Origin of the sequence: Caballeronia temeraria, assembly GCF_001544795.2 — a bacterium.
GTDB lineage: Bacteria > Pseudomonadota > Gammaproteobacteria > Burkholderiales > Burkholderiaceae > Caballeronia > Caballeronia temeraria.
This window is the reverse complement of sequence record NZ_FCOI02000001.1, coordinates 101922-121918: the sequence shown is the minus strand read 5'-3', so window position 1 is coordinate 121918 and position 19997 is coordinate 101922. Positions and strand designations below refer to the sequence as shown.

15 protein-coding genes are annotated in these 19997 nt (G+C 64.0%); 7 read left to right on the top strand and 8 right to left on the bottom strand.

Features of this window, described 5'->3' with window-relative positions; genetic code table 11:
- Window positions 1-39 precede the first annotated feature (39 nt).
- The 4 genes from AWB76_RS00550 to apbC all read right to left on the bottom strand — a co-directional run bounded on the left by AWB76_RS00550 (window position 40) and on the right by apbC (window position 4901).
- Entirely contained in the window at window positions 40-2325 is a 2286-nt protein-coding gene (locus AWB76_RS00550; protein ID WP_061158189.1) for an arginine/lysine/ornithine decarboxylase, read from the bottom strand.
- Between the two features lie 105 nt (window positions 2326-2430).
- Window positions 2431-3000 carry a dCTP deaminase gene (gene dcd, locus AWB76_RS00545; protein ID WP_061158188.1) on the bottom strand — a complete coding sequence of 190 codons (570 nt, stop codon included), beginning with the start codon at window positions 2998-3000 and terminating at the stop codon, window positions 2431-2433.
- Window positions 3001-3159: 159 nt separating this feature from the next.
- Window positions 3160-3693 carry a superoxide dismutase family protein gene (locus AWB76_RS00540; protein WP_061158187.1) on the bottom strand — a complete coding sequence of 178 codons (534 nt, stop codon included), beginning with the start codon at window positions 3691-3693 and terminating at the stop codon, window positions 3160-3162.
- 119 nt (window positions 3694-3812) lie between these two features.
- Entirely contained in the window at window positions 3813-4901 is a 1089-nt protein-coding gene (gene apbC, locus AWB76_RS00535; protein WP_061158186.1) for an iron-sulfur cluster carrier protein ApbC, read from the bottom strand.
- A 261-nt stretch (window positions 4902-5162) separates the two neighbouring features.
- Between apbC and AWB76_RS00530 the strand changes: the two genes are divergently transcribed.
- Window positions 5163-5819, top strand: coding sequence for a YiaD family glycine zipper/OmpA-like lipoprotein (locus AWB76_RS00530; protein WP_061158185.1), 657 nt, complete (start codon window positions 5163-5165; stop codon window positions 5817-5819).
- A 526-nt stretch (window positions 5820-6345) separates the two neighbouring features.
- Window positions 6346-8469, top strand: coding sequence for a methionine--tRNA ligase (gene metG / locus AWB76_RS00525; RefSeq protein WP_061158184.1), 2124 nt, complete (start codon window positions 6346-6348; stop codon window positions 8467-8469).
- A 68-nt stretch (window positions 8470-8537) separates the two neighbouring features.
- Here metG and AWB76_RS00520 read toward each other — a convergent pair whose 3' ends face one another.
- Entirely contained in the window at window positions 8538-12665 is a 4128-nt protein-coding gene (locus AWB76_RS00520; RefSeq protein ID WP_061158183.1) for a translocation/assembly module TamB domain-containing protein, read from the bottom strand.
- Window positions 12666-12697: 32 nt separating this feature from the next.
- A complete protein-coding gene (locus AWB76_RS00515; RefSeq protein ID WP_244173188.1) occupies window positions 12698-14431 on the bottom strand; it encodes an autotransporter assembly complex protein TamA in 1734 nt (577 codons plus the stop codon).
- A 397-nt stretch (window positions 14432-14828) separates the two neighbouring features.
- Between AWB76_RS00515 and AWB76_RS00510 the strand changes: the two genes are divergently transcribed.
- The 4 genes from AWB76_RS00510 (at window position 14829) to panD (ending at window position 17226) form a co-directional block, all read left to right on the top strand.
- Window positions 14829-15017: a DUF3460 family protein gene (locus AWB76_RS00510; RefSeq protein ID WP_208606527.1), complete on the top strand. Its 189-nt coding sequence runs from the start codon at window positions 14829-14831 to the stop codon at window positions 15015-15017.
- An 86-nt stretch (window positions 15018-15103) separates the two neighbouring features.
- Window positions 15104-15931 carry a segregation and condensation protein A gene (locus AWB76_RS00505; RefSeq protein WP_061158522.1) on the top strand — a complete coding sequence of 276 codons (828 nt, stop codon included), beginning with the start codon at window positions 15104-15106 and terminating at the stop codon, window positions 15929-15931.
- Between the two features lie 60 nt (window positions 15932-15991).
- Window positions 15992-16825 (top strand): pantoate--beta-alanine ligase, encoded by an 834-nt coding sequence (gene panC / locus AWB76_RS00500; protein ID WP_061158180.1) that lies wholly within the window; start codon window positions 15992-15994, stop codon window positions 16823-16825.
- Window positions 16826-16839: 14 nt separating this feature from the next.
- Window positions 16840-17226 carry an aspartate 1-decarboxylase gene (panD, locus tag AWB76_RS00495; RefSeq protein WP_061158179.1) on the top strand — a complete coding sequence of 129 codons (387 nt, stop codon included), beginning with the start codon at window positions 16840-16842 and terminating at the stop codon, window positions 17224-17226.
- A 55-nt stretch (window positions 17227-17281) separates the two neighbouring features.
- Here panD and AWB76_RS00490 read toward each other — a convergent pair whose 3' ends face one another.
- A complete protein-coding gene (locus AWB76_RS00490) occupies window positions 17282-17908 on the bottom strand; it encodes a ParA family protein (RefSeq protein ID WP_061158178.1) in 627 nt (208 codons plus the stop codon).
- Window positions 17909-18085: 177 nt separating this feature from the next.
- Between AWB76_RS00490 and AWB76_RS00485 the strand changes: the two genes are divergently transcribed.
- Window positions 18086-18505, top strand: a complete 420-nt coding sequence (locus AWB76_RS00485) for a PaaI family thioesterase (RefSeq protein ID WP_061158177.1) — start codon at window positions 18086-18088, stop codon at window positions 18503-18505.
- Here the strand turns inward: AWB76_RS00485 and AWB76_RS00480 are convergent.
- Window positions 18499-19974 carry a cobyric acid synthase gene (locus tag AWB76_RS00480; RefSeq protein ID WP_061158176.1) on the bottom strand — a complete coding sequence of 492 codons (1476 nt, stop codon included), beginning with the start codon at window positions 19972-19974 and terminating at the stop codon, window positions 18499-18501. The genes AWB76_RS00485 and AWB76_RS00480 overlap by 7 nt on opposite strands.
- Window positions 19975-19997 lie beyond the last annotated feature (23 nt).

Sequence of the window (19997 nt, the reverse complement as noted above, 5' to 3'; positions counted from 1 at the left end):
GCCCGCGAGCCGGCTCGGGTTCGATGCCGCGATGAACCGTCAGGTGCGCACGCAATCCACGAAGTACTCGATGCGCCCGTTGATCATCTCGCCGACGAGCCCGTGGATGTCCGTGTGGAAGCCCGGGAAGCGCTCGTTGAACTCGCGCGCGAAACGCAGGTAATCGACGATCGTGCGATTGAAACGCTCGCCCGGAATCAGCAACGGAATGCCCGGCGGATACGGCGTCAGAAGGATCGACGTCACGCGGCCTTCGAGTTCGTCGATGGGCACGCGGTCGATCTCGCGATGCGCGAGCTTGGCGAACGCTTCGGACGGCTTCATCGCCGGCTCCATGCTGGAGAGATACATCTCGGTCGTGAGACGCGCGATGTTGTTCGCGCGATAGACGCTGTGAATCTGCTCGCACAGATCGCGCAGGCCGATGCGCTCGTACGACGGATGCTGCGCGACGAACTCCGGCAGCACGCGCCACAGCGGCTGGTTGTTGTCGTAGTCGTCCTTGAACTGCTGGAGTTCGGTGACCATCGAGTTCCAGCGGCCCTTCGTGATGCCGATGGTGAACATGATGAAGAACGAGTACAGCCCCGTCTTCTCGACGATGATGCCGTGCTCCGCCAGATACTTCGTCACGATCGCGGCCGGAATGCCGGTGTCGCCGAACTCGCCGTCCACGTCGAGTCCCGGCGTGATGATCGTCGCCTTGATCGGATCGAGCATGTTGAAGCCTTCCGCGAGCGCGCCGAAGCCGTGCCAGCGGTCGTTGGGCTTGAGAATCCAGTCCTCGCGGTCGCCGATGCCCTCTTCCGCCAGCGCGTCCGGGCCCCAGACCTTGAAGAACCAGTCGTCGCCGTATTCGGCATCGACCTTGCGCATCGCGCGGCGGAAATCGACCGCTTCCGCGATCGACTCTTCCACCAGCGCCTCGCCGCCCGGCGCTTCCATCATCGCGGCCGCGACGTCGCACGACGCGATGATCGCGTATTGCGGCGACGTGGACGTGTGCATCAGATACGCCTCGTTGAAACGATGGCGGTCGAACGTGCTGTTCTCGCTGTCCTGCACGAGAATCTGCGACGCCTGCGAAATGCCCGCGAGCAGCTTGTGCGTGGAGTGCGTCGCGAACACGAGCGCGCCGGTGCGCGGACGGCCCGCGCCGATCGCGTGCATGTCCTGATAGAACTCGTGGAATTCGGCGTGCGGCAGCCACGCTTCGTCGAAGTGCAGCGTGTCGAGCAGATCGCCGAGCAGATCCTTGATCATTTCGACGTTGTAGATCACGCCGTCATACGTGCTTTGCGTGATCGTCAGGATGCGCGGCTTGACCTTCGGGTTCTTCGCAAGCGCTTCACGCGCGAACGGATTCGCCTCGATCTTCTTGCGGATGTTCTCCGGCTTGAACTCGTCGCGCGGAATCGGACCGATGATGCCGAAGTGATTGCGCGTCGGCGTGAGGAACACGGGGATCGCGTGCGTCATCGTGATCGCGTGGAGGATCGACTTGTGGCAATTGCGGTCGACGAGCACGATATCGCCCGGCGCGACGGTCGCGTGCCACACGATCTTGTTCGACGTGGACGTGCCGTTGGTCACGAAAAAGAGATGATCCGCGCCGAAGATGCGCGCCGCGTTGCGCTCGGACGCCGCGACCGGGCCGGTGTGATCCAGCAATTGACCGAGTTCCTCGACCGCGTTGCAGACGTCGGCGCGCAGCATGTTCTCGCCGAAGAACTGGTGGAACATCTGCCCGAGCGGGTTCTTCAGGAACGCGACGCCGCCCGAGTGACCGGGGCAATGCCACGAATACGAGCCTTCGTCCGCGTACTGCACGAGTTCCTTGAAGAACGGCGGCGCGAGCGCGTCGAGATAAACCTTCGCCTCGCGGATGATATGCCGCGCCACGAACTCCGGCGTGTCCTCGAACATGTGGATGAAGCCGTGCAGTTCGCGCAGGATGTCGTTCGGCAGATGGCGCGACGTGCGCGTTTCGCCGTACAGGAAGATCGGGATATCGGCGTTGCGCTTGCGCACCGCGGTGATGAACGCGCGCAATGCGACGATGGCCGTCGCCAGTTCCGGCGTATCGCCTTCGACGACCACATTCTCCGCGTATGGCAGCAATTCCTCGTCATCGATCGACAAGATGAAACACGACGCGCGGCTCGACTGCTGCGCGAACGCGGCGAGATCGCCGTAGCTCGTCAGGCCGAGAACTTCGGCGCCTTCTTTTTCGATCGCCTCGGCAAGCGCCCGGATGCCGGAACCCGAGATGTTCTCGGAGCGAAAGTCTTCGTCGATGATGACGACGGGAAAGCGAAACTTCATGGGGCGAATCTCCAAATGGAAACGACCGCTGCCCGAGAGGCAATCTCGAAGCCAGCGGTCTTTCGACAAGCGTGTGCCGTGTGCGGTTCTGAGAGCGGCGGCGAATCAGGTCTTGGGCAGCGTCACGCCGTGCTGTCCTTGATACTTCCCGCCGCGATCCGCGTATGACGTCTCGCACATTTCATCGCTTTCGAAGAACAAGACTTGGGCGACGCCCTCGTTCGCGTAGATTTTGGCAGGCAAAGGTGTCGTATTCGAGAATTCGAGCGTGACATACCCTTCCCATTCCGGCTCGAACGGCGTCACGTTCACGATGATCCCGCAGCGCGCGTAAGTGGACTTGCCGAGACACACGGTCAGGCACGAGCGCGGAATGCGGAAATATTCGACCGTGCGCGCGAGCGCGAAAGAATTCGGCGGAATGATGCAGACATCGCCCTTGAAGTCGACGAACGATTTTTCGTCGAAGTTTTTCGGATCGACGATGGTGGAATTGATGTTCGTGAAGATCTTGAATTCGTCGGCGACGCGAATGTCGTAGCCGTAGCTCGACGTGCCGTAGCTCACGATCTTGCGGCCGTCCTCGGCCACGCGCACCTGATCGCGCACGAACGGCTCGATCATCTTGTGCTCTTCGGCCATGCGGCGAATCCACTTGTCGGATTTGATGCTCATAGGGGACGCTACTCAACGGTGAACGGCTCGGGTCTCGCGACCGCCGCCTGCGGTGAAACGGGGCATGGCCAGCGGCGGTGCTCGCCGCGCGGGCCAAACGAAAGCGGGTATTTTACGCGATTGACGCGCCGCGCCGCGCGCCCGGCGTACGGGCGGCGGCTAGCGCCGGATCACGCCGCACGCGAGCGCGGGGCCCACGTTGTGCGGCGCGCTCGCGTACGGGTCGAGCGCCTCGCGATGCAGCATGATCGCGCGCGAAATGATCGAGCGCACGCCGTCGAGCGAGACATCGGTTGCGACAATGAAGCCCGTCGCCGCGCCGGTCGCGTCCGCATGAATATTGCCGAGCTCGCCTTCGAGACGCGACGCCGTTCTTCTACGATCCGAAGGCAGCGCGAACACCGGACTCGCATCCTGCTCGCTGATGGCGATGCAGTCGCCGCGCTCGTGCACGGTGAGCGCGTGATCGCTGTTCGGCGGCATGTCGGTGAGGCTGTAGGAAACCTGGACGCCGTCGGCGCGCTCGATCAGCGTGACGGTGCCGCGTGCGGTGTTGCCGGCCGTCGGCTGGAGCACCGCGTCCGCGCGTTTTTCGTGATTCTGGAAGATGAGGCCGCAGCCGCTCAGCAACACGCTGCAAGCGGCCATCGCGATCGAGGCGTGCAGCGCCCTTCCGTCGAATCTGTGTCTCATGCGATCCTCTCGGCGGCCCGCCGACGCCCCGTGCGTCCGCGCTGCCGCGCATCGAAGGCGACATGATACCGCGAGCCGCATTGCACAAGGCTCGCGCAGATTCGATCGTTCGCTCGAAATCAGGTGTTCTGCACGACGATGCTCGGAAACTTCGACGTCATGTCGCGCTGACGCTCGGCAACCGAAATCGCGACGCGGCGCGCGATCGCACGATACGTCTCGGCGATGCGGCTTTCCGGCTCCGACACGACGGTCGGCTGGCCCGCGTCGGTGCGCTCGCGAATGGCGATATCCAGCGGCAATTGTCCGAGAATCTCGACGCCGTATTCCTTCGCCATGCGCTCGCCGCCGCCCGCGCCGAAGATGTGCTCTTCGTGGCCGCAGTTCGAGCAGATATGCGTGCTCATGTTCTCGACGATGCCGAGAATCGGAATGCCGACCTTTTCGAACATCTTCAAGCCCTTCTTCGCATCCAGCAGCGCGATGTCCTGCGGCGTCGTGACGATCACCGCGCCCGTCACCGGCACTTTCTGCGACAGCGTGAGCTGGATGTCGCCCGTGCCCGGCGGCATGTCGACGACGAGATAATCGAGATCCTTCCAGTTGGTCTGACGCAGCAATTGCTCGAGCGCCGATGTGACCATCGGGCCGCGCCAGACCATCGGGTTGTCCTGCTCGATCAGAAAGCCGATGGAATTCGCCTGAATGCCGTGGCCTTCGAGCGGGTTCATCGTCTGGTTGTCGGGCGATTCGGGACGGCCGGTGATGCCGAGCATCATCGGCAGCGAGGGACCGTAAATATCCGCGTCCAGCATGCCGACCGACGCGCCTTCCGCCGCGAGCGCGAGGGCGAGATTCGCGGCGGTCGTGCTCTTGCCGACGCCGCCTTTGCCCGACGCCACCGCGATGATGTTCTTGACGTTCGGCAGCAGCTTCACGCCGCGCTGCACGGCGTGCGCGACGACCTGCGACGACACGTCCACGGTCACGTTCGCGACGCCGGGAATCCGGCGCAGCGCGCCTTCCACGAGCTCGCGAATCGCGCCGAACTGGCTTTTCGCCGGATAGCCGAGCACGACGCTCACCGCGACGTTCGCGCCGTCGACGGACACGTTGCGGATGCTTTTCAGATCGACGAACTTGCGGTTGGTGTTCGGATCGGTCAGTGTTGCGAGGGCGATGTCGATCGTCGCGCGGTCAATGCTCATCGAAACTCCATGGAACGGTAGTTGCTAAAGGCCAGCGGCGCCGTGGCAACAGACTGAGGAAATTGAAAGTAATTGTTAGCACCGTTGCGCGCGACGCGTACGCATTGCACTATCCCGCTGCAAATCTTTCCGGGGACGCATCGCATCGGGCAACCGGGCACCTTTCTCATTATTGTAGAGGGTCGTCCGGAGGCTCGTCCGAAGACCCTTTCGCACTGTCGGCCCATGCGCCGAACGCTTGTTGAATCAAGGAGCTCGAACATGAATACTAAGTTGATGACCCGCCTGTCCGTCGTTGCCCTGGTGGGCGCACTCCTCGCCGGCTGTCAAACGCAGCAGGGCACCAACGCCGCAGTCGGCACCGGCGCGGGCGCGGCAACCGGCGCGGCGATCGGCGCGATCTTCGGCGGCGGCAAGGGCGCGGCGATCGGCGCGGCGGCCGGCGCGGCGACGGGCGGCATCGTCGGCTACAACTGGCAGTCGATCAAGAGCAAGATTTCGGGCGACTCGAAGGGCACGGGCACGCAAGTGACGGAGCAGCAGGACGGCTCGCTCAAGGTGAACATTCCGAACTCCATTTCGTTCGATACGAACAGCTACGCGATCAAGCCGTCGTTCGATCCGGTGCTGAACTCGGTCACGCAGACGATGCAGCAGCATCCGGAGCTGATCGCGAGCGTCGTCGGCCATACGGATAACACTGGCCAGGCGGCTTACAACCAGACGCTGTCGCAAAACCGCGCGCAGAGCGTGACGTCGTACATCGCGACGCACGGCGTGGCGGGGCAGCGTCTGGCGGCATCGGGCATGGGTCAGACCCAGCCGATCGCCGACAACTCGACGGAAGCCGGCCGCGCACAGAATCGTCGCGTGGAAATCTATCTGCGCGCCACTGCGCAGCCGGGTCAAGTGCAGTAAAGCGTCTGATTTGAAAGGAGAAACCGCCGTCGCACGGGTGACGGCGGAGGCGCGGGACAGGCGGCGTTCAGTGGTCTGAAAAAAATTTGAAACTTGGACGCAGCGCCGCTGTCTGTCTTTACGGTAGGTGGATGGCGATGCCATCACCTGCCATTCTCCTCTTGTCGTTGTTGCTCCGGGGCCCGATTGGACCCCGGTTTTTTTTGGCGCGTGGTTTTGCCCTTCGCGCTTCAGGCGATCGAGATATTCAGCCGCTTGCCGAGCGAGCGGAACGCCGCTTCCATTGCTTCCAGCTTCGACGAATAACGCGGGTCGAGCCGACGGTCTACCTGAGGCATGTGCACGTTGAGAGGTCGCGTGAGCTCGCGCCAAATGAAAAATGCAACTTATTTGATGCATTTTGGCGTTGCACGTGAGCAGCAATTCGAGTCATCCCCCGCCGACTCCGCCCGCCTTTCCCCGCCCTGCTAAAATCGAACTCCGCGTTTTTTCACAACCCCAAGCACTCCCACCGGGCCGCGCCTTTATGTCAGCACCGATTCCAGCCTCCGCCGCCTTCACCAACGAAAGCGGCCGCCGCCAGATCCTCGTCACGTCCGCGTTGCCGTATGCGAACGGTCAGATTCATATCGGCCATATGGTCGAGTACATTCAGACGGATATCTGGGTTCGGACGCTGCGAATGCATGGCCACGAGGTCTACTACGTCGGCGCGGACGACACCCACGGCACGCCGATCATGCTGCGCGCCGAGAAGGAAGGCATCACGCCGAAAGCGCTGATCGAGCGCGTGTGGAAAGAGCACAAGCGCGACTTCGACAGCTTCGGCATTTCATTCGACAACTACTATTCGACCGATGCCGAGGAAAACCGCGTCCTCTGCAACACGATCTACGGCGCGCTGCAGCAGGCGGGCCTGATCGAGGCGCGCGACATCGAGCAGGCCTACGACCCGGTCAAGGAAATGTTCCTGCCGGACCGTTTCATCAAGGGCCAGTGCCCGAAGTGCGGCGCGAAAGACCAGTACGGCGACAACTGCGAAGTCTGCGGCTCGACCTATCAGCCGACCGAACTCGTCAACCCGTATTCGGTCGTCTCGGGCGCGACGCCCATCCGCAAGACGTCGACGCACTATTTCTTCAAGCTCTCCGACCCGCGCTGCGAGGAATTCCTGCGCGGCTGGGTGAGCGGCCTCGCGCAGCCCGAAGCCACCAACAAGATGCGCGAATGGCTCGGCGACAAGGGCGACGCCAAACTCGCCGACTGGGACATCTCGCGCGACGCGCCCTACTTCGGCTTCGAAATCCCCGGCGCGCCGGGCAAGTACTTCTACGTGTGGGTCGATGCCCCGGTCGGCTATTACGCGAGCTTCAAGAATCTCGCGGAGCGCATCGGCGTGAATTTCGGTGAATGGGTCAAGCCCGGCTCGAAGGCCGAGCAGTATCACTTCATCGGCAAGGACATCCTGTATTTCCACACGCTGTTCTGGCCGGCCATGCTCGAATTCTCCGGTCATCGCACGCCGACGAACGTGTTCGCGCACGGCTTTCTCACCGTCGACGGCGCGAAGATGTCGAAATCGCGCGGCACGTTCATCACCGCGCAGAGCGTGATCGACACGGGCATCAACCCCGAGTGGCTGCGCTACTACTTCGCGGCGAAGCTCAACAGCACGATGGAAGACATCGACCTGAATCTGGAGGACTTCCAGGCGCGCGTGAACAGCGATCTCGTCGGCAAGTACGTGAACATCGCGAGCCGCGCGGCGGGCTTTCTCATCAAGCGTTTCGATGGCCGCGTGCAGGACAGCGCGATGCATCATCCGCTCATCGCGCAACTGCGCTCGGCCGTTCCGCAGATCGCCGGCTTCTACGAGTCGCGCGAATTCGGCCGCGCGCTGCGCACGACGATGGAACTGGCCGATGCCGTCAACGCCTACGTCGATACCGCGAAGCCGTGGGAACAGGCCAAGGATCCGGCGAACGCCGTCGCGCTGCATGAAACCTGCAGCGTGAGCCTCGAAGCGTTTCGCCTGCTGTCGCTCGCGTTGAAGCCGGTGCTGCCGAAGCTCGTGGAATCGGTGGAAGCGTTCCTCGGCATCGCGCCGCTCGTCTGGGCCGATGCCGCGAAGCCGCTGTCGTCGGCGAATGCGATCAACGCGTACAAGCATCTGACGACGCGCGTCGATCCGAAGCAGATCGAAGCCTTGCTGGCCGCGAATCGCGAATCGCTCGCGCCGGCCGCGGAAACGGCAGCGGCTCCCGCAAAGGCCGCGGCGAAAGCGCCTGCGAAGAAAGAGGAAGAAGCCGGCGTGATCTCGATCGATGACTTCGCGAAGGTCGATCTGCGTATCGCGAAGATCGTCGACTGCAAGGCCGTCGAAGGCTCCGACAAGCTGCTGCAACTCACGCTCGATGTCGGCGAAGAAAAGACGCGCAACGTGTTCTCGGGCATCAAGTCGGCGTATCAGCCGCAGGATCTGATCGGCAAGCTGACGGTGATGGTCGTCAATCTCGCGCCGCGCAAGATGAAGTTCGGTCTGTCCGAAGGAATGGTGCTCGCGGCATCGGCCACGGATGAAAAGGCCGAACCGGGCCTCTACATTCTCGAGCCGCACAGCGGCGCGAAGCCGGGCATGCGCGTGAAGTAAGCAAGGCGGATCGCACATGCAAAAGGGCACGCGAAATTCGCGTGCCCTTTTTGTTTATGCTGCCGATGTCAGTCCGCGTCCGGCAACGATGACTCCGCCGGCGCCGACGCCGAATCGGCAGCCGAAGCCCGCGCCGCCGACGCTGACGACGACCACAATCGCGCCCACGAATTGAAGCGCCGCGTATAGGACAGATCGACGCCCTGATACGTCCCGCCGTACACCGTGAAGGCCCAGTATCGCGAGAGGTTGAGCGTTGCCTTGACCGCGTTGCTCGCCGATTGCAGGCCTTGCTCATAGCCGATCACGAGCCGCTCGTTGATCGCCTTCGACAGCAGCACGACCTGCGGATCGGTCAGCCCCACTTCGCTCGACCCAACGGTGAATTCGTCCAGCCCGACCGTGCGCGCGATCTTCGCCCCGCCCTGGCTGCCGAGCAGCGCCAGCGCGCTCGTCATCGCGCTCTGCTGGCCGACGTTGTTGCCCTGATCCGTGCCGTGGCCGAACAGCAGCCACGAGAGCTTTTCGTTGTCGGGCACGCTCGGCTCGGAAATCAGCTTGGCGACCGGCGCCTGCACGGTGCCCGTCACCTGCACGCCGGCCTCCACTTCCTGATTGCGCCGCATCGCCAGAATATTGAGGCCGGGATTCGCCACCGGACCGTTGAACGTGAAGAAGCCGTTCTCGATATTCAGCTTGCGCCCGAACGCCGTGTACGACGAACCCGGCGTCGTCACGCGCACGTTGCCGACCGCGCGCAGCGGCATGTTCGGCGCGCTCATCGCCGTGATCGTGCCTGCGAGGCCGAGGTCCGCGCCCGCGCCCTTGAAGCGGAATTTCTGCCCCAGATTGATCTCGATATTCGCGCGCGGCGTGAACGGCCCGACGGGCTTTTCGGTTTTCGCCGTGATCGACTGGTTCTCGCCCTTGATCGTGCCGTCGGGGCGCTCGATGACGACATCGTCGCCGAGAGATGGCGCGGACGATTCCGGCAGATCGATGAGCGCGTGATCCACCGTGAACTTGCCGTCGATCGCCATGCCGCCCTGCAAGCCCGCGTTCGCGATCGTCGCGCTGCCGGACAGCATCAGCTCGCGATCCGGCGACGCGAACAGCTCCAGCTTGTCCGCGATGATGTTCGCGGTCAGATCGGGCTGCTGCTGGTCGAGCCGCACCTTGCCGGTCGCGCGCAGCGTGCCGCTCGCGCCATGAAACTCGACGCGCTGGAAGTCCACCAGATTCTCCGACAGCGCGATGCGGATGATGCCGTCCTTCAGTTGCACGCCCTGATCGACGACCGTCGCGGAAATGTTGTCGCCGGTGAGCGAGCCCGACAGATTCGGTTTCGCGACGATGCCCGCGATCACGAGCTTCAGCGCGATTTTGCCGCCGAGCAGATAGTTCGCGCCGAGCAGGCCGCCCGTCGTGCGCAGCTCGGGAATGTTCGCGTCGATGCCGCCGGTGAGCGGCGCGTTGTCGTCGATCGTGAGCATGCCGTCGCGATTGACGAGCGGCGTGTGCACGTTCGCGTCGATCACGCCGATGCGGCTCGCCTGCGCATGCAGCGACGCGTTCAGCCGGTTGCCGTTGGTGAAGTCCGCGCGCGCGGCAATATCCGTGATGCCGAGCGCCGACAGGCCGCGCGTGCCGTCGATCGTCACGTCGCCGCTGCGGCGCTTGATCTGCGCGTAGCCGGTCGCGGTCGCGCCGAGCGTGAAGTTCCAGTCGCCGTCGAAGACGAGATCGGTGCGGATCGGCGGCTCTTCGCCCGTCAGTTCCTGGCGCACGTCCAGCAGATGCGGCACCGACAGATTCGTGAGCGTGCCCGCCGATTGCACGCGGCCGTTTTCCATCGCGAACGATTTCAGATTCAGCACGGCGCCTTCCGCGACGAGCCGCGTCGCGCCGAGCACGAGACGCTTCGGCCCGTAACTCACCGAGAGCGGCGATTCGAGATTCAGCGACGGCGTGCCCTTGTTCGACAGCTTCGTGATCGCGCCGTCCCAGTGCGGACCGTCGGGCGCGTCGGTGAACTTGCCGTTCGCGCCGAGCGCGAGATTCACCGGCTGGCCGCGCACTTTGCCGGTCGCCGTGACGTCCAGCGTGTGATGCGCGCGCGTGCCGTTCAGATTCGCGTCGAGGCTCGCGATGTCGATGCCTTCCGTGCTCGCATCGCGCGCCTTCAGCGTGAAGACGAGCGCGCCGTTCGCGCCGTCGCGGATATCGGCGTGGCCTTCCGCGTGGCCGAGCCGATTCGCGCCGAACACGACGCCATCGGCCTGATAGTTCGCCGCGACGTTCGGATGTGCGATGGAACCGGTCAGATCGCCGTCCGCTTTCACCTTGCCCGTGATGCCGAAGCCGAGCCGTTCGAGCGCGGGCGCATCGACCTTGAAGCGCAGCCGGTCGCCGGGCGCGCCGAAGCTGCCGTTCAGATCGACGTCGTTGCCCGCCACCGACAGCGACGCCTTGCTCGGCAACAGACGCGTGCCCGCGACCTGCACGGTGCCTTCGCCCGTCAGCGGCAGATTGTCGTACATGCTGTCGGTGAGCTTGAAGGTCGCCTTGGTCGTGAGCGTCGGCGCGAGCTGGCCCGATGCAGCCAGCGTGCCGTTCACGCGCGCCTCCACCACGCGCGGCGGCGCGGCGGGCTTGCTCGCGGACGTCGCGCCCTTCTTCACCGGCGCGGGTTTTTGCGCGATCAACTGCTGTTGCAGCAGCAGCGGATTGAAGTCGACGATTTTCGCCTTGACGTCGTAGCTCGAATTGGCGTCCTTCTTCAGCACGCCGCTCGCCTCGACGCGGCCCTTGCCGACCGTGAGTTTCACATCGTCGAGCGTGGTCTGCTTCGGATCGAGCTTCACCTTGGCTTGCGCGCGGATCGCGGCTTTCGGATCGTTCAGATCGGCGGCGATGCGCTGCGTGTCGCCATCCAGCTCGATGCTGACCGGACCGGCGAAGTCCGTCGGGCGCAGAGTCGGTTCGATCGCGTTCAGATCGAGCTTCGCCACTTTCAGGTCGAACTTGCCCTTGCCGCCCTTGAGCGCGCCGCCGCCCGTCACGGTCGCGTTCTTCAAGAGCCGCACGTTCAGATCGGTGATGCTTTGCTCGGCAGCGTCGAGCCGCACGTTCGCGTGCGCATCGATGAGCGGCAGCAGCTTCTTGTCGATGGAACCGGGCTTCGCGTTCACGATCGACACCGGCCCGGCGACGACGAACGCCTTCGGGTCCGCGCCTTCGACGGGCTTCACTTCCGCGCGCACCGCGAGATCGGCTTCGGGCGCGCCCGCGCTGAAGGCCTGCGGATTCACGTGATCGAACGTGACGAGCGCCGATTTCAGCGGCACGTCCGCGAACGGCAACGCCTCTACGTGCGCCTTCCCGGTGAGTTTCATGCCGCTCGCGTCGACGTCCGCGATCAGGTCTTCGAGCGATCCGGACAGCCGTGCGCTCACGTTCACCGTTTCGTTGTTGACCTTGCCCGAATAGCCCGCGTCGCCGGAGAGCGGGAACGGACGCGCGCCGCCGTCGAGTTTCGCCGATGCCGTCACCGAGCCGAACGGCGTGTCGAGCCGCTGGACCGTCGCTTCGTGATGCTGTCCGTCGCTTCGGCCATTGAAGAGCAGGCGCGAGAATTCGGTCGTCGTCGTGCCCTGATGCAGACGCAGTTTTTCGAGGGAAAGATCGTTGATCGCGAGCTGAATCGGAATGCGCAGCTCCTTCGGCAGCTCCGTTTTCTTGCTCGGCTCGGTCGACGGCGCGATGCGCGCATCGACGGTCCCGACATGCAGATAGTCGATGGTGAAGCGCAGCGGCTCGCGCGTGAGCGCCCAGCGCCCGGAAACGCTGTCGACCGCGATGTCCGTGCCCTTGCCGTCTTTCCAGTGCACGTCGCGCAGTTGCAGGCCGGTCGCGATCGCGCCGCCGTCGAGCTTGCCGCTCAGCTGCCCTTTGAGCAGCGACGTCGCCGCGTCCCACGCGTAGCGCGTGCCGCGCTCGGTCGTCAGCACATAGAAGACCGTGCCGACCGCGATCCCGATAATCAGCACGACGACGAGCACGAGCACGCCGATCCAGCGCGCGAGACGGCGCCAGCCGCTTCTGCGCTTCGGCGTTTTTTTCGCGCCGCCGTCGTCGCCGCCGGCGTTGCCGGGCGGCGGTGCTTCAGCGTCCGCCTGCTTGGTCGGGTCCGTCATGCCGATTCAATGTCCTTCATTCTTCTCGCGCATCAGAACGCGATGCCGAGCGTCAGATACGGTTTGATGCTCTTGTTCTTCAGTCCATACGCCAGGTCGACGTTGACCGGGCCGACCGGACTGCGCCAGCGCACGCCGACGCCGACGCCCGGCTCGAACACGCGCTCGCTCCAGGTGTCGGTCGCGGTGCCGATGTCGAAGAACATCGCGCCGCCCCAGTCGTGCGTGAACCAGTGCTGATATTCGCTGCTGCCCGTCACCATGTATTTGGTCGGCAGGATCGAGCCAGCGACATTGTTGCCAATACTCAGATAGCTATAGCCGCGCACCGAGTTCGCGCCGCCCGCGCGGAACAGGAGCGATGCCGGCACGCCGCTCGACGGCCCGCTCGTGAACACGCCGCCGAACTCCGCGCGAAACACGAGCAGATCGTTCTTGCCGAGCGGCACATATTGCAGCGCGTTGGTGTAGAGACGCGCGAAGGTCTGATCGGCCATCACGTTCTTGACGGCGAAGCCCGCCTCCGCGCGGATGATGTTGCCGCGGCGCGGGAACAGCGGATCGTCGACGTCGCGGCGCACCCAGCTCCACGCGGGCACGAGCGCGCGCGCCGTCGACGGATTCGGCTCGTTCTGCGTCAGGCGGTCGTCGTAAAAAGTCAGCGAATACGTCGTGTCGATGTTCTGACGCGAGCGCGAACGCTGCACGCCGACGCGCGCGCTGTAGATGTTCGTGCTCGATACATCGGTGATCGTGTACGAGCCGAATATCGCGTTGACCCAGCCGTGCGAATCCGGCGGCATCGCGAGCTGCACGCGGCCGTACTGCTGCGTCTGATCGAGCCGCCCGGAGATCGTGAACGGATACGCCGCGTTGAACGTGTTGAGATAGCTGTACGCGCCCTGGATGTGAAAGCCCGTGTCCGTCGCGTAGCCCACGCCGTAGCGGATGCTGTTGTACGGATATTCGCTGACCTTCACGTGCAGCGGCGTCTCGATCGGCTTGTTGACGTCGCTGTCCGCGTCGATGGCCACGCTCGCGTAATACGGCGTGTTCTGGATCTGGCGCTGCAGCTCGTTCAGGCGCGCGGCGTCGTAGATCTCGCCTTCGCGGATCGGATTCACATGATCGATGATCCACGCCGGATAGCGCTTCGGGCCGCTCACATCGAGCTTGCCGAGCGTGAAGGTCGGGCCGCTGTCGAACGTCACGGAGAGATCGGCCAGATGCGCGCGCGGATTGATGCGCGCCTGCGAGCGCACGATCTTCGCGCCGAGATAGCGCTTGGACTGCAACGCCCTGAGCGCGGCGTTCTTCGCGTCGTCCCAGCCGCTTTGCGTGAAAGGATCGCCTTCGCTGACCGAAAAAGCGAAACGCGCCGCGTTTTCCTGCGCGCGATCTTCGGTCGTCACCGCGCCCGTGAAATGCAGTTGCACGGAGGCAACCATCGTGCGCGGACCGGGATCGACGCTTACCTTGACGTTGCGTTTGTCGTCGACGGTCGTGACGTCGGTGCGCACGACGGGCGTGAAATAGCCTTCCGTCGAGACGAGATCGCGCACGTCTTTCGGCGTCGCGGTGACGAGGAACTGGAACTGGTCGTCGCTCACGTCGTCGCGCTTGGCGAAGCGGGAGATGTCGAGGTTCTCCTTCAGCAGCTTCTTGACGCTGCGCGGCGCATCGATGTCGATGTCGTACTTGGCGAAAGCGGGCGCGGCAAAGCCGAACGCGATGAACGCGACGAACAGAGCCGGCCAGCGGCTCACGGCTCGCGGCTTTACGCGCCACGCGCGCAGCGGATCAGACGAACGCCCCGCCAAACGTGACCTCCGGCATCGGGAAATAAGTGAGATGGAAAGGTAAAACTTGCAGCCGATGCAATCGGGCGCAGGCGCTATTTGACCACATCGGCATGCGCGCACACCGCAAAAAACGGCCCGCAGCGCGCCGAGCGTGCGCCTTTGGACGGCCTCGCGCCGGCCGGGTTCCGCGAAACTTGCACGCGCGTGCGTCTTTCGCCGCGCGCCGCCGATCGCGCTACGTTCCTGCCGCACGCTTGCGGTAAAATTGCGCGCACAGGCAAAAAATCACAGGCGCAATGCGGTTTCCCGCGTTCGCCGACATCGTCACGAAGGCTCGCGCCTCGCCCCCAACGGAAGCCGGATCATGTATCAGTCGGATATCACTCAGTTCATCAATCAGCTGAAAGAGCAGAAGCCGTCGCTGGAAGAAGAACAGCGCCGCGGCCGCGCGCTACTGTGGGACAAGCAGCCGATCGACCTCGACGAGCGCGGCCAGCAGCAGAAATCGCGCGTGAACCAGACGCCCTACGTCTATTACCAGAACTTCTGAACGTGAGCGCAGCCGGCCAAGCGCCGCAATCGTCCGCGCATCCGCCGGCTGAGGGAAAGCGCGACGAGGCACGGGATGACCGCGCCGTGGCGCTCGCCACGCCCGCGACCGATTCGACGCCCGACACCATCGACGGCGTCGCGATCGCGCATCTGTACGGCGAGCCGCTCTGGAAGCTGCCCACCGACCTGTACATTCCGCCCGACGCGCTCGAGATTTTCCTCGAAGCCTTCGAAGGTCCGCTCGACCTGCTGCTCTACCTCATCCGCAAGCAGAACTTCAACGTGCTCGACATCCCGATGGCGGATGTCACCGCGCAATATCTCGGCTATGTCGACCAGATTCGCGAATCGAATCTGGAACTCGCGTCGGAATATCTGCTGATGGCCGCGATGCTGATCGAGATCAAGTCGCGCATGCTGCTGCCGGTCAAGAAGGCGGACACCGGCGAGGAAGCCGAGGATCCGCGCGCCGAACTCGTGCGGCGCCTGCTCGAATACGAGCAGATGAAACTCGCCGCGCAGAAGATCGACCACCTGCCGCAGCTCGGCCGCGACTTCCTGCGCGCGGACATCTATATCGAGCAGTCCGCCGAGCAGCGCTTCCCGGACGTCGACATGAACGACCTGCGCGCCGCGTGGGCCGACGTCATCAAGCGCGCGAAGCTCGTGCAGCATCACAAGATCTCGCGCGAGGAGCTTTCGGTGCGCGAGCACATGAGCGTGATCCTGCGGCGCCTCCAGAGCGCGCGCTTCATGGAGTTCACCGAGCTCTTCGATACCTCGCGCGGCGTGCCGGTGGTCGTCGTGAATTTCATCGCGATGCTCGAGCTCTCGCGCGAATCGCTGATCGAGATCACGCAGGCCGAACCCTACGCGCCGGTCTACGTGCGGCTCGCGTATTCTCCCGCCTAGTTTTCCTTACCTTTTGCGCGAGGCGGCAAACCGAGCCGCTCGACAGGAGACACCCGCTCGATGAAAGTCATCAGCTCCATCCATGAACTGCGCGATCAGTTGCGCGGCCAGAACCGAACCGCCTTCGTCCCGACGATGGGCAACCTCCACGAGGGCCATCTCTCGCTGATGCGCCTCGCGCGCCAGCATGGCGATCCCGTGGTCGCGAGCATTTTCGTCAATCGTCTGCAATTCGGACCGAACGAGGACTTCGACAAATATCCGCGCACGCTGCAGGACGACATCGAAAAGCTGCAGAGCGAGAACGTCTACGTGCTCTTCGCGCCGACCGAGAAGGACATGTATCCGGAGCCGCAGGAGTATCGCGTGCATCCGCCGCACAATCTCGGCGACATTCTCGAAGGCGAATTCCGCCCCGGTTTCTTCACGGGCGTGTGCACCGTCGTGATGAAGCTGATGTCGTGCGTGCAGCCGCGCGTCGCGGTGTTCGGCAAGAAGGATTATCAGCAGTTGATGATCGTGCGCGCCATGTGCAACCAGTTCGCGCTGCCCACGGAAATCGTCGCGGCCGAAACCGTGCGCGATGAAGACGGTCTCGCGCTGTCGTCGCGCAACCGCTTCCTGTCCGCCGATGAACGCGCCGAAGCGCCGCAGCTCGCCGCCGCGTTGCGGCGCGTGCGGGACGCCGTGCTTTCGGGCAACCGCGACATCGCCGCACTCGAACGCGACGCGATGAACGCGCTCGCCGAGCGCGGCTGGAAGCCCGACTACATCAGCGTGCGCAAGCGCTCGAACCTGATCGCGCCGGGCGCCGGCGAAACCGACGCGCAACTCGTCGTGGTCGCGGCGGCCAAGCTCGGCAATACGCGCCTCATCGACAATCTGGAAATCTGAAGGAAGAAAGCATCATGCAGCGCACCATGCTCAAATCGAAGATTCACCGCGCCACGGTCACGCATTGCGAATTGCATTACGAAGGCTCGTGCGCGATCGACGAAAACCTGCTCGAAGCCGCGAACCTGATGGAAAACGAGCAGATCGACATCTGGAACGTGAATAACGGCGAGCGTCTGACCACGTACGCGATCAAAGGCGAGCGCGGCAGCGGCATGATCTCGCTGAACGGCTCGGCGGCGCGGCGCGCGCAGCTCGGCGACCTCGTGATCATCGCGGCGTTCGCGCAGGTGGACGAGGAAGAGATCAAGGCAGGCTGGAAGCCGAATCTCGTGTTCGTCGACGACGACAACCGCATCAAGGGCAACCGCGATCACGTGCCGACGCAGAACTGGACCTGATTCTCGCGCTTACGCCTCAAAAAGCCGGCGATTCCTCAACGGAACGCCGGCTTTTTCATTTCTTCGACACCCATTCGATGATCGGCTCCCACTGCTCCAGATCCTTTTCGACGCGGCTCTTCGCCACGTCCCAGATCGTGAGGCCGTGCGCGGCGAGCTGCACGTAATTCTGCGTATCCCGCAAAAAGCCGAGCACCGGCAGATCGAGCCCTTCGACGAAGCGATGCAGCTGCTCCGCCGAACGCGTGCGCGCATCGACACGCATGCCGACCACGCCGACCTGAATCGCGCCCTTCCTCACCGCCTTTTCCTTCGACAGCCGCGTGAGAAAGTCCTGCGTCGCGAGGATGTCGAACATCGACGGCTGGAGCGGCACGATCACCTTGTCGGCCAGTTCAAGCGCGAGCGACAGGCGATTGCCGTGGACGCCGGCGGGCGTATCGACGACGGCCTTCTCCAGACCTTTGGGCGGCTTCGCGGAAGAATCGACGTCGATGGCCCATTCCTCGATCTTCGGCAACGTGTCGACGCGCAGCGAGAGCCACGCGTGCGACGAGCGCTGTTTGTCCAGATCGGCGAGTGCGACCCATTCGCCCTGAGCCGCGAAATATCCGGCCAGATTGGTTGCGAGCGTGCTTTTGCCGACGCCGCCCTTAGGATTTGCCACGACGATCACGGTCATGAAGTGTCCTGGATTTTGTTGGGCGCGCGAACGCGGATTGTTACGCGCCGCGCACGATTTCGTCTTGACGAGAACAGGTGCATGATTCGAGCGTTGATATTATCGGCAAAACCGGTGCAGCCGGCATCTATCCCGAACGGCCGTACGGCTTCCTTTATCCCATCCGATTGAACGCCCATGACTTCCCTTCGTCCCGACGTCACGCTCGATTTCCTGCGCAACCGCCAGAAAGGCCGCCTGCCCGACCTGCTCGGCGTGCAACTGATCTCGCTGGATCAGGGCCAGTTGAGCGGCGAACTCACGATCCGGCCGGAATTGCTCGCGCCGAACGGCTTTCTGCACGCGGCGACGGTCGTCGGTCTGGCCGATACGTGCTGCGGCTACGCGTGCATCGCGCATCTGCCGGAGAAGGCGCAGAACTTCACGACGCTCGAATTGAAGAGCAACCACGTTTCGACGGCGCGCGAGGGCAAGATCGTCGCGAAGGCGACAGCCGTGCATCTCGGGCGCAGCACGCAAGTGTGGGACGCGACGGTCACGAACGGCGACGGCAAGCTCATCGCCATGTTCCGTTGCACGCAGATGATTCTCTATTGAGCGAAAGCGGCCTGTAGCGCGTCCAGATCGAGCGATTGCGCGAACGAATCGGCGAGGCGATCGAGCGACGCCTCGCGCAGCGCCGGGTAATCGAGCGGCTCGGCGTCCGTCACGCCCGCCCACGCGAGCAGCGCGGCGCACGCTTCGGGCGTGTCGAACACGCTGTGCAGATAGGTCGCGGCGATCTGGCCGTCGTCCGATACCGCGCCGTCGAAACGACCGCCTTCCAGCGCGACGAGCGGCCGCGCGAGCGCCGGACCGTGCGTGCGGCCCATGTGGATTTCATAGCCGCGCACGGGCGCTTTCCCGTCGCCGATGGTCAAGCATCCTGAGACGTTCTCCAATTGCTTCTGCTGCGTGAGCACCGTGCGAAGATCGAGCAAACCCAGCCCGTTCACGCATCCCGCCGCGCCTTCGACGCCATCCGGATCGTCGATTTCGGTCCCGAGCATCTGCATGCCGCCGCAGATGCCGAGCACTTTTCCGCCGTAGCGCAAATGCCGCTCGATCGCGCGATCCCAGCCGTTTTCGCGTAGCCACGCGAGATCGCGCTGCACGCTTTTCGACCCGGGCAGCACGATCAGATCGGCCGGCGGCGGCGCGACGCCCGCGCGCACATAGCTGAAATCGATCTGACGATGCGCGCGCAACGCATCGAAATCGGTGTGATTGCTGATGCGCGGCAGCGCGGGCACGATCACCTTCAACGCCGGCGCGGCGCGGCGCACGTGCGGCTGACTCGGCAGCATGTCCTCGGCGTCGAGCGTCAGGCCGTGCAGATACGGCAGCACGCCGAACACCGGCTTGCCGGTCTGCGCCTCCAGCCAGTCGAGCCCCGGCTTCAACAGGCCGATATCCCCGCGAAACCGGTTGATGACGAAGCCGCGCACCCGCGCCCTTTCGCTCTCCGACAAACACGCGAGCGTGCCGACGAGATGCGCGAACACGCCGCCGCGATCGATATCGGCGACGAGCACGACCGGGCAATCGACACGCTCCGCAAAGCCCATGTTGGCGATATCGCCGTCGCGCAGATTGATCTCGGCGGGACTGCCCGCGCCTTCGACGATCACCGCATCGAAGTCGTTTTGCAGGCGTTCGTACGACGCGAGCACGGCATCGAACGCGATGCGCTTGTACGCGTGATACGCCCGTGCATCGAGGTTCGCGTGCGCATGACCGTGGATGATGACCTGCGCGCCGCGATCGCTCGTCGGCTTGAGCAGGACCGGATTGAAGTCGATGCGCGCCGCGACGCCCGCCGCGATCGCCTGCAATGCCTGCGCGCGGCCGATCTCGCCGCCATCGACGGTTACCGCGCTGTTGAGCGCCATGTTCTGCGGCTTGAAGGGCGCGACGCGCGCGCCGCCGCGCCGCGCGAGCCGGCACAATCCGGCGACGAGCGTGCTCTTGCCGGCATCGGACGTCGTGCCCTGGATCATCAGCGTGCCGCGTGGCGTGAATGGCATCGGAGGATTCTCATGAAGATCGA